Here is a 10,986-nt window from a genome sequence, read left to right on the forward strand (position 1 = left end):
CCCACCGAAAAACAAGAACAGGCAAGTTTAACAGTGCTAAGAGATAAATAATATAGAGGAAGACTTAGCTTTTAGACTTCCTCTGCATTTTCAAAAGATCAATAATTTCTCTAAAAGGCTGTCTTTTCCTTGATTCTTCCATATTGGAAAATGGGCAGCCCATTTTTTTTAGTCTCTCATAAATGGTAAGTAGGGTAAATTGTTCTATGTGAATTCCCTCATTCAACTCATGCCAATAAATCGGCGTGGCTACTCCAGCAAATTGATTTCCCCTAGGTGAATAAGGAGCTATGATGGTTTTGCCCTCAGCATGCTGTACAAAATCTAAGTAAAGTTTATTCCCTCTGTTCTTCTTCAATCTTTCTACTGTAAAAGAGTTCGGTTCTGCCTCTATGAGCCATTGGCTTAAAAATTGGGTAAACATTCTTGTTTCTTCGTAGGTAAAGGTATCAGCTTGAATCGGTATATGAATCTGAAGACCTCTATTACCAGATGTTTTAATAAAACTTTCTAATTTTAAACCATCCAAGGCTTGCTTAATGAGAATAGCTGCTTTTATTGCCAATTGAAATTGATCTTTATTTTCTGGGTCTAAATCAAGAACGATTTCATCCGGTTTTGAAAATCCAGCTTTTTGATACGGGATATGGAATTCCAGGGCCAATTGATTACAAAGCCAAAGTAATGTCTTTATTTCATTGCACAAAATAAAATCTGTTCCACCTTCTGAATAGGTTTGGATAAAATCGGGTGCATAGTCCGGACAATTTTTTTGGAAAAACCTTTCTTCGCCAATACCATGAGGGTAGCGAATCACTGTTAATGGTCGGTCAATTAGATATGGAAGCATCCAACTGCTGATACTTCTCATTTGGTCGAGATACTGTGATTTCAAAATAGGTATGGAAGGATAAATCGGTTTGTCAGGTGAAGTTACACTAATAAGGTTTGAGAAAGTAACGCTGTTAGCAATAAACTCTTTCCAAGTACATTGTTCAGCTTCTTTATCAAGTTTGAAGGAAACAAATTCCGGTTCACGTAAATCCTGATCATAAATATGTAAATAGGCAACAGTCATCACAATGGATGGTTCGATAAAAAACACTTCTCCTTGCTGCTTATAAGCATTACTCATTACAGCTTGGGAAAGGGTAGTATGTTCATGTTGAGTTAATCCGTTCTTACATCTACCAATGATTTGTATTTCATTATTATGAAATACAGCAATATCAAAGTATCCATTCTCTCGGTTATAAGAATAAATCCAACAATCTACTTCTTTCTTATTTTTTTTCTTCAACCAATTTCTCGTTCTTACCCCTTCTTCCCAAAAACTATCCGCTTTTTTCATGACCATTCCTTCTGCATCGTGCAAAACAAGTAATTCCCATAGCTTTTTGTAATCTAATTCATAAGGCACATACTGGAGTAGTTGATTCGTTAATGGGCCTCTTTCAGTCGAAAGATGGTGAATGTGAAACCAATCAACTAGCAATTGTTTTCTTTCAATTAAAGGAGTTTTATACAAGGTTTTTCCATTCCATTCTAATAGGTCGAAACACATAAATTGACATGGAGTATGAGAGGCTTCCTTGTTAATAGTTGCAGCATTTTTTAATCTTCCTCGGTATTGTGTTTGATGGAAATCACTTTTATATTCGCTGCTTAGCCATACAATCTCTCCATCAAAAATCGCGGAGTGAAAATTTGATCCAATAAGTGAAGAAACGAAATGTACCAATTCTGGGAATTCGTGACATAGGTCCTTACCATTTCTGCTCAATAGCTTTATTTCGTCTTCTGATACCAAAAACAGACAGCGAAAACCATCATATTTTGTTTCATATACCCATTCTTTAGACACTTGGAATTCACTGGTGGCTGTTAATAACATAGGCTTTAGTTTCACAAAATCGATTCTCCTTTCATTATTCAGTTTTCTCTGTTAGACAGCCCCTTACACTTTCCAAAAGTTATGATGTTTTTTTAAGAAAAATATGTAGAACAATAAGGAAAAAAAGTAGGTGTAATCATGCATACGATGTGGAAAGGAAGCATTAGTTTTGGGCTGGTCAATATTCCAGTAAAACTTCATGCAGCTACAGAGGATAAGGATATTTCACTTAGAAATCTTCATAAAGAGTGTCATGCTCCTATCAAATATGAAAAAGTGTGCTCTGCATGTGGAAAAGAAGTCGAAAAAGAAGAAATAGTTAGAGCCTTTGAGTATACAAAAGGGAAATATGTAGTACTTGAAGACAAAGAACTAGAGCAATTGAAGAAAGAAAATGAAGATAAAGCAGTAGAAATTGTAGACTTCGTAAAGTTAGAGGAAATTGATCCTATCTACTACAATAAAAGTTATTTTATGTCACCTAATGAAGGTGGAGGTAAAGCATATAGCCTATTAAGAAAGGCTTTAGAAACGTCGGGGAAAGTAGGCATTGCAAGGATTTCTATCCGATCCAAAGAACAAATGGCCATCATTAGGGTTATGGAAAATACCTTATTAATGGAAACAATCCATTATCCAGATGAAGTTCGCTCCTTTCAAGACGTCCCAAATATACCTTCAGGAGATAATGTCACTCAAAAAGAACTAGACACCGCCATAATGCTGATTGATCAGTTGACAGAAGTCTTTAAACCTGAAAAGTATAAGGATGAATTTAGGACTGCTTTAATGGATTTGATAGAAAGCAAAAAGAATGGTGAAACAGTCACAGCGAAGGAGACAGCAGGTAAACCTTCTGGCAATGTAACGGATTTAATGGCTATGCTACAAGCTTCCATCGATAAAACCAAACCAACAGTCGCTAAAAAAACAACAAGGAAAAAATCGATTTCAAAAGAAAAGAAACAAGCATAGGTTCCCGTTTAGGATTTAGGGAATTAGGGAAAATCATATATCTATACAATATGGATATAGGTGATAATTATTGAGATTAAAGGTGAATCGGAAAAAATTACAATACGGAATTTTTATTATAGGATTGCTAATTTTATATTCCATCGTTTTCTTTAACCTTGTTGATGAACTGAGGGAAAATGAATTAGAACAATTTGACTCCAGCATTATAGATTTCATCCAAAACCATGTGACCAATCAGTTGACAGTAATAATGAAATTTTTCACATTCCTTGGATCAGTGAATTGGATTATGTCATTAGTGTTTATTGCTTCCGTAATATTGTGGATAGCAGGGAAAAGAAGGTATTCCACATATCTAATCCTTTCATCAGGTTTAGGGGGTCTGTTTAACTTAGGATTAAAGTGGCTTTTTCAGAGGGAAAGACCAGACATTTTTCCAATCATTACTGAACAAGGGTATAGCTTTCCAAGTGGACATTCGATGGGAGCGTTCATTTTATATGTATCACTGGCAGTCGTTTTGGCGAAGATTTCGCGCTATTTACTCATAGATATAATCATTGGTATTATGTTTGGTGTATTGATTATTACTATTGGTATCAGTCGAATTTATTTAGGGGTACATTACCCTAGTGATGTTTTAGCCGGTTTCTCTGCAGGGGGTCTGTGGGTTACTATTTGTGGTCTTGCATTAAATTATTATGAGCTCCGCACTGAACAGTACGTCCCTAACTATAAGAGGAAATTAAAAAAAGTAAAAAGATATATAACGTAGCCGTGGGATTTGTATCCTACGGTTTTTTATTGAGAATAAGATTAGTTATCGACAGTTCGAGATTAAATAATTTCCAAAAAAAATTCGCCCTAAAAGGACGATGAGTAAGGAAATCTGTTTTTGACAATATATAGACGAATTCTGAAAGTTTCGTCTATATATTGTGACCTAATTGTAGCATGCTTGGCTGATATGGTGCAATAGTCTATCTTTTACCAGTAATGGTAACCGTTATTAAAAGAAAAAAGATAGGTCTTTACAGCTAATTTTATTTAAAATAAGAACAAGTGTTCTGTTTATGTGGAAATTTATGCTATAATTATATAAGTAATAGAATGATCTTTAATAGTCGGCCATACTCCTTGGAAAGGAGGTGAGGCCATGTCAATATTTGAAGCTCTTATGGTTATGTTTTCATTTGCTACTCTTACTATTTCCATTCTAGCTTTTCATAAAAAAAAATAGACCTCCAGCTTATCATTGGAAGAGGCCTATTTCTTGGCAAAAGTCGATTGTTAAAGAACGTTACTATTCTATTATAATCCGAGGTTGTTGCAGCAACTTCGGATTTCTGAATTTTTTTATTATTCTATTTGTAAGTGTAGGAAAGCTAATTATTATAAGATGTGGTTTTCATTACTCTTACATAGATTACCATAAACCGGTAAAGATGTCACGAGCTTCTCAAGAAAGATAAACTAAAATGAATATCATAACTGTTTTTGAAAAGAGAGATAAATGAAGCAATATTAATAATCCATTATCCACAGAAATAATGGATGAACTGTGGTTAAAACCAAAGTTTTTTAAAAAAACCACAAAAACCTCGTAAGGATTTTATGAAAAATAAAATATTATTTGAATCATGTTGAAATTAACAGAATATTCATGTAAAGTGAAGGTTATTAAAATTATATAGGATTCTTATCAAGAGAAGCGGAAGGAACTGGCCTTATGATGCTTCAGCAACCTGTACAAACTTACAAGGTGCTAAAACCAGCAAGCAATGCTTGATCGATAAGAGGAAGATAAAAAGGCTTCTTCTTTTGAAGCCTTTTTTTATTTTTGCTAAAGAATATATTTATTGTCAGCGATGAAGGAATTCAACCTAATGGAAATTTTAAGAATTAAGAATACGTGTAACTTGGCATTGGTCGGCTCTTAGGCTTGGGGCTTGCCAACATTTCAAATGCATAACTGAGTTTGTAGAAGTAAAGCACCTACTTCTAATTGAACAATTTTAACCTAGATTGGAGGAACCCCATGGACTTCAGAGAAGAGTTATCGAAAAGAATATTAATAGGCGATGGAGCAATGGGAACTCTTCTATATTCAACGGGCATTGACCATTGTTTTGAAGAAATAAATATCATTTCACCTGAAAAGATTGAGTTAATTCATAAAACCTATGTATCTTCGGGGTCTGATATCATTCAGACCAATACATATGGAGCGAATTATTATAAGTTAAAGAGATATGGAATAGAGGATGAGGTCCAACAAATCAATCGTCAAGGTGTGAAAATTGCTAGAAAAGCAGCTAAAGAGAAAGCCTTTGTTTTTGGAACAATAGGGGCGAGTCGTGGTTTAAGGAAAAACGATCTTACACTTTCTGACATTAAACGTCAGTTTAGGGAACAGCTTTATGCGCTGTTATTAGAGGAACCGGATGGCATTCTATTAGAAACATATTATGATTTCGAGGAAATAGAAACGGTACTTTCCATTGTCAAAGAAGAATCGAATCTCCCTATTATTGCGAATATAAGTCTTCATGATATGAAGTATTTGCAGAATGGTATGCATGTGAGTGATGCATTGAGTAGACTTGAACAATTTGATATTGAAGCAATCGGGCTTAACTGTAGGCTTGGTCCACATCATATGATTCGATCATTAGAAGAGGTACCAATACCTGAAAAGTCGGTACTATCCGTTTATCCGAATGCAAGTCTTCCAGATTTTCTAGACGGGAAGTTAATCTATGAACCTAATACGGAATATTTTGCAAACAGCGCGATTCAATTAGTTGAGCAAGGTGTGCGAATTATTGGAGGTTGCTGTGGAACGACACCCCACCACATTGCAGCTGTAAAAAAAGCACTGGCAGGAAAAAATCCAGTAGTTCAGAAAATTGTTAAGCCAAGAAAAATAGAAATCTATCATTCATCTATAAAAGATTACAGTCCATCTATCTTAAAAAAAGGTAATCTTGAACGAACTATCCTAGTGGAATTAGATCCACCCAAAAAATTAGGGACAGATGAGTTTCTGCAAGGAGCCAAGGAGTTGATTTCAGCTGGTGCAGATACTTTAACTCTTGCAGATAATTCACTGGCCTCTCCCCGGATTTGTAATGTAAGTCTAGCATCAATTTTACAGGAAAAAGTGAAAATCAAACCAATTGTCCATCTTACTTGTCGAGATAGGAATTTAATAGGATTACAGTCACATTTAATGGGACTTCATACACTTGGTTTAAACGAGGTATTGGCTGTTACTGGGGATCCTTCGAAAATTGGTGATTTTCCAGGGGCTACATCTGTATATGATTTGTCGTCCTTCGACTTAATTGGACTCATTAAACAATTCAATGAAGGGCGTTCCTATAGTGGTCAATCTCTAGGTCAGAAGACGAACTTTCACGTTGCAGCAGCTTTCAATCCGAATGTTAAATATCTTCATAAAGCTATAGAGAGATTGGAGAGGAAAATAGCATGTGGAGCGGATTCTTTTATTACACAGCCCATCTTTTCGATCCATCAATTAGAAGAACTTCATGAGGCAACCAGGCATATTAATGTTCCTATTTATATTGGAATCATGCCGTTAACTAGCTATAAGAATGCGGAATTCCTCCATCATGAAGTACCCGGTATCCAACTTACAGATCAAGTTAGAAATGCAATGTTTTCTGCTGGAGATAACAGAGTGCAAGCAGAGATTGAAGGATTGGCGATTGCAAAGGAATTAATCGATGCTGTATTGGATAAATGGAATGGCATATATTTAATTACACCTTTTATGAGATATAAGATGACCGCCAACTTAACCCAATATATACGTGAAAAAGATAAGCTCGGACTGAAGGGGGAACCACGTTATGCCAGTAAACTTACTTAAGAATCAACTATCAAAAAAAATCTTAATCCTTGATGGTGCCATGGGAACAATGATTCAACAAGCAAATCTTACCGCAGAGGATTTTGGTGGAGATTCTCTAGAAGGTTGCAATGAATATTTAACACTCACACGTCCAGATATCATTTCTAGAATCCATGAACAATATTTAATAGCCGGAGCAGATATAATTGAGACCAATACATTTGGTGCTACAAGTGTTGTTTTAGAAGAGTATGGTCTCGAACGTCAGGCATACGAAATAAACGTTGCAGCAGCTAAGCTTGCGAAAAAGATTGCAACCCAATATTCAACTTCTGAATGGCCAAGATTTGTAGCTGGTTCAATCGGTCCAACTACTAAAACACTGTCACTTACAGGTGGAATTACCTTTGATGAACTTGCTTTTAGCTATAAAGAGCAGGCGAGTGGTCTTTTGGAAGGGGGCGTCGACCTATTTCTTGTGGAAACCTGTCAAGATATGTTAAATGTCAAGGCGGCTTTTACTGGAATCGAAGAAGCACTTAAGGAATATCAAGGGAAAATCCCTATCATTATTTCGGGTACGATTGAACCGATGGGAACGACACTTGCGGGTCAGTCCATTGAAGCTTTTTATATCTCATGCAAACATATGGATCCAATTGCGATTGGGTTAAATTGTGCGACCGGCCCAGAGTTTATGACGGAACATATTAGAAGCCTTGCTGAAATTTCAACAACGGCGATTAGTTGTTATCCAAATGCAGGTCTACCAGATGAGGAAGGAAATTACGAAGAAACCGCAAAATCCTTGGCGAAAAAAATTCAATACTTTGCTGAAAAGGGTTGGATAAATATTGTAGGCGGCTGTTGTGGGACGACACCTTTACATATCAAGGCTATTTCAGAGGCATTGGCTCAATCAAAACCGCGAAAGCTATCAAGCCAAAAAATAAATTCAAACATCCATATGGTTTCAGGAATTGAACCCCTTCAGTATGATGATTCGATGAGACCTCTATTAGTAGGAGAGCGTACAAACGTAATTGGATCAAGAAAATTTAAGCAGCTTATTACAGCAGGTAATTTTAATGAAGCCGCAGAAATAGCACGTAACCAAGTGAAGCAAGGCGCTCATGTAATCGATGTTTGTTTAGCCGACCCCGATGGTGATGAAGAAGGAAACATGGAGCAGTTTATTACAGAAGTGGTCAAAAAAGTAAAAGTACCGATTGTAATAGATAGTACTGATGAAAAAGTAATGGAAACAGCATTAAAGAAAACGCAGGGAAAATGTATCATCAATTCAGTAAATCTCGAAGATGGGGAAGGGAAATTTCATAAAGTAGCCAGTTTAGTTAAGAAGTATGGAGGTGCACTCGTAGTTGGTACGATTGACGAAACGGGAATGGCTGTCACGGCAGAGAATAAACTGGAAATTGTGACTAGAAGTTACAGAATATTGGTGGAAGAATTCGGTTTTTCACCAGCTGATATCATTTTTGATCCATTAGTCTTCCCGGTAGGCACTGGGGATGAACTTTACACAGGTTCAGCCAAGGAAACAATCGAAGCCATCTCTTTAATTAAAAAAGCATTTCCTTCTTCTTTAACAATACTTGGAATAAGTAATGTTTCATTTGGATTGCCACCTAGAGGACGTGAAATCCTAAATAGCGTATTTCTGTATCATTGTGTCAAATCAGGTTTGGACTATGCCATCGTGAATACTGAAAAACTAGAGCGTTTTGCCAGTGTTCCTCCTGATGAGGTCGTGTTGTCAGAGGCTTTGCTTTTTGAGAATTCGGAAAGTAACCTACAAGCTTTTGTCGAACATTTTAGAGATAAAAAAGAAGCAAGACCAATATCTAAAGTGAAATTGCCTATTGAAGATCGACTAGCAAATTATATCATTGAAGGGACAAAAATCGGACTCGTTGAGGATCTAAATAAATTGCTTGCAAAACAGATTGAGCCACTTGATATTATCAATGGACCGTTGATGAAGGGAATGGCGGAAGTAGGACGCTTATTCAACGACAATAAATTAATTGTAGCTGAAGTTTTGCAAAGTGCTGAAAGTATGAAAGCGGCAGTTTCACATTTGGAACCATTGATGTCCAATGATAAAAAAACCTTACATAAAGGCAAGCTGCTTTTAGCAACCGTTAAAGGCGATGTTCATGATATAGGCAAAAACCTTGTTGAAATCATCCTATCGAACAATGGTTATGAAATAATAGATTTGGGAATTAAAGTAGCACCTTCTACGTTAATAGAAGCGGTGAAGGAGCATAGGCCTACTGCCATTGGGTTATCAGGTCTTTTGGTTAAGTCCGCACAACAGATGGTACTTACTGCTATGGATTTAGCTCAGGAAAAAATAGACATTCCTCTCGTGGTAGGTGGTGCTGCACTTTCACGGAAATTCACAACAGGTAAAATAGCACCCGTTTATAATGGTGATGTGCATTATGCGAAGGACGCCATGGACGGTTTAAGAATAATAAATGAGATACATTCAAAAACAAACAAAACATTAACAATTAATAAACAACCTCCTATCATTCAAAAAATAGAGTGGTTAGGCTCTACTGAAAATCAACCTGTTCGAAAGAGTGACCTGCCGGAACATGACGTGAAAGTACCATTGCATTTGGAACGAGAGTTTTTTACGAATATCCCATTAGATGAGGTTATTCCTTATATAAACCGCCAAATGCTTTATGGCCACCACCTTGGGTTGAAGGGAAACGTAGAACAATTGCTCAAAAATGAAGATTCTAAAGCCCGATCTATCCATATATTAATAGAAGAATTACTTATGTTCCTAAAACAATATAAACCCTTTGCAATTAAAGCAGTCTATCAGTTTTTCCCAGTCCAAAGTGAAGGGAACCGACTTCATGTTTATTCGGCTAAACAGAAGGGGGAACTTTATCAAACGTTTGATTTTCCCAGACAACAGTCAGAGCCATTTCTATGCTTAGCGGACTATGTGAAAAATATCGAAACCAACCAAACAGATTATGCTGGATTTTTTGTCGTTTCAGCTGGTTCTGGAATTCGAGAAATAGCAGAGAAATGGAAAAGGGAAGGGGAATATTTGAGAAGTCACGCCATACAAGCCTTAGCATTAGAGATTGCAGAAGGCACAGCAGAATGGATACATCAAAGGATGAGAGAAGTGGCTGGGATATCTGATGATCCAAAAATGACGATGAAAGAGAGATTTGCTGCAAAATACATAGGACAGCGCTATTCGTTTGGCTATCCTGCTTGTCCTAACTTAGATGATCAAGAAAAATTATTTGAACTCTTACATCCACAAGACTTAGGGATTACCTTGACGGAAGGATGTATGATGGAACCAGAAGCATCAGTATCCGCAATTGTTTTCAGTCACCCAAGTGCACGATATTTTAATGTGGAGAGATAATACTCTTTTTTCAAATAAAATAATTTATATACTAGATAATCCGTTGATTTCCGTTCCGGGCGAACGCTTTCCGCGGGGTGTGACTTGAGCCTCCTCAGTCGCTATGCTCCTTGCGGGGTCTCAAGCTTCACACTCCTCCCGCAGGAGTCGTCGCCCTCCATTCCAATCAACTAAGCGGTTAAAATACAAGAAGTGACGTAGAAAATGATGACGAGAAACCAATTAAATGAACGTGAACAATTAGAAGTGTGGGCGATTGATCAACTTGTGCCTGATGACCATTTAGTACGAACAATTGAGGCAGCGATTGATTTTACCTTTATCTATCCATTGGTTGAAAACCTGTATTCTGGGCTCGGTCGTCCAAGTATTGATCCAGTAGACTTGTTTTAAATAGTATTCATACAATACATATTTGGATAACTCCGGGAAATGTACATGATAGTCATCTGTTACAACCACTTGTAGAGAAGGTAATATATTTGGGAAGCTTACTTAAAAGAGGCAGAACATCTACGTCACAACGATGTAATCAAACAGATATACACGAAACGCAAGGAGACGGTTGAACGTGTTTTTGCAGATGCGAAAGAAAAGCATGGTATGCGATGAACAACCTTACGAGGTCTCAAAAAATTGTCTATGCAGGCGATGCTTACGATTGCTGACATGAATTTAAAGAAAATGGCAGGCAACCTGCTAGATTGTGAGCCATACTAGTTGATTGGAGTGGAGGGCGCTTGACTCCTGGGGGATTAGCAGGACAGGTGAGATCCCGCAGGAGCGTTAGCGACGAGG

8 protein-coding genes, 1 pseudogene and 1 riboswitch are annotated in these 10,986 nt (G+C 36.9%); of the genes and pseudogenes, 8 read left to right on the forward strand and 1 reads right to left on the reverse strand.

Annotated features, from left to right (window positions below; genetic code table 11):
* Positions 1-64: 64 nt before the first annotated feature.
* Positions 65-1,909, reverse strand: coding sequence for a DNA ligase D (ligD, locus tag DBX25_RS14310; RefSeq protein WP_108671498.1), 1,845 nt, complete (start codon positions 1,907-1,909; stop codon positions 65-67).
* 123 nt (positions 1,910-2,032) lie between these two features.
* Between ligD and ku the strand changes: the two genes are divergently transcribed.
* The 8 genes and pseudogenes from ku to DBX25_RS21785 form a co-directional block, all read left to right on the forward strand.
* Entirely contained in the window at positions 2,033-2,869 is an 837-nt protein-coding gene (ku, locus tag DBX25_RS14315) for a non-homologous end joining protein Ku (protein WP_108671499.1), read from the forward strand.
* 60 nt (positions 2,870-2,929) lie between these two features.
* Entirely contained in the window at positions 2,930-3,025 is a 96-nt protein-coding gene (locus DBX25_RS21770) for a calcium-binding protein (protein ID WP_420812956.1), read from the forward strand.
* A gap of 136 nt (positions 3,026-3,161) precedes the next feature.
* Positions 3,162-3,647, forward strand: coding sequence for a phosphatase PAP2 family protein (locus DBX25_RS14320; RefSeq protein WP_420812958.1), 486 nt, complete (start codon positions 3,162-3,164; stop codon positions 3,645-3,647).
* A gap of 381 nt (positions 3,648-4,028) precedes the next feature.
* Positions 4,029-4,112, forward strand: a complete 84-nt coding sequence (locus tag DBX25_RS21775; protein ID WP_420812959.1) for a putative holin-like toxin — start codon at positions 4,029-4,031, stop codon at positions 4,110-4,112.
* 456 nt (positions 4,113-4,568) lie between these two features.
* A riboswitch (SAM riboswitch) is annotated at positions 4,569-4,671 on the forward strand.
* A gap of 239 nt (positions 4,672-4,910) precedes the next feature.
* Positions 4,911-6,770 (forward strand): bifunctional homocysteine S-methyltransferase/methylenetetrahydrofolate reductase, encoded by a 1,860-nt coding sequence (locus tag DBX25_RS14325; RefSeq protein ID WP_108671500.1) that lies wholly within the window; start codon positions 4,911-4,913, stop codon positions 6,768-6,770.
* Complete coding sequence (gene metH, locus DBX25_RS14330) at positions 6,751-10,188, forward strand: methionine synthase (RefSeq protein ID WP_108671501.1); 3,438 nt, start codon at positions 6,751-6,753, stop codon at positions 10,186-10,188. The genes DBX25_RS14325 and metH overlap by 20 nt, the downstream gene beginning before the upstream one ends.
* 204 nt (positions 10,189-10,392) lie before the next feature.
* The gene (locus tag DBX25_RS21780) at positions 10,393-10,581 is read left to right on the forward strand and encodes a transposase (protein WP_420812957.1); all 189 of its coding nucleotides are present in this window, start codon (positions 10,393-10,395) and stop codon (positions 10,579-10,581) included.
* Positions 10,582-10,665: 84 nt separating this feature from the next.
* Positions 10,666-10,908 (forward strand): annotated as a pseudogene (locus DBX25_RS21785) (transposase); the annotation flags it as partial.
* Positions 10,909-10,986 lie beyond the last annotated feature (78 nt).

The organism is Peribacillus acanthi (assembly GCF_003073175.1).
In the GTDB taxonomy this organism is placed as follows: domain Bacteria; phylum Bacillota; class Bacilli; order Bacillales; family DSM-1321; genus Bacillus_BN; species Bacillus_BN acanthi.

Bases quoted from the DNA above. Each gene is read 5' to 3' on its own strand.
- ku (WP_108671499.1), top strand. From the start codon at position 2,033: ATGCATACGATGTGGAAAGGAAGCATTAGTTTTGGGCTGGTCAATATT.
- DBX25_RS14320 (WP_420812958.1), top strand. From the start codon at position 3,162: ATGTCATTAGTGTTTATTGCTTCCGTAATATTGTGGATAGCAGGGAAA.
- DBX25_RS21775 (WP_420812959.1), top strand. From the start codon at position 4,029: ATGTCAATATTTGAAGCTCTTATGGTTATGTTTTCATTTGCTACTCTT.
- DBX25_RS14325 (WP_108671500.1), top strand. From the start codon at position 4,911: ATGGACTTCAGAGAAGAGTTATCGAAAAGAATATTAATAGGCGATGGA.
- metH (WP_108671501.1), top strand. From the start codon at position 6,751: ATGCCAGTAAACTTACTTAAGAATCAACTATCAAAAAAAATCTTAATC.
- DBX25_RS21780 (WP_420812957.1), top strand. From the start codon at position 10,393: ATGATGACGAGAAACCAATTAAATGAACGTGAACAATTAGAAGTGTGG.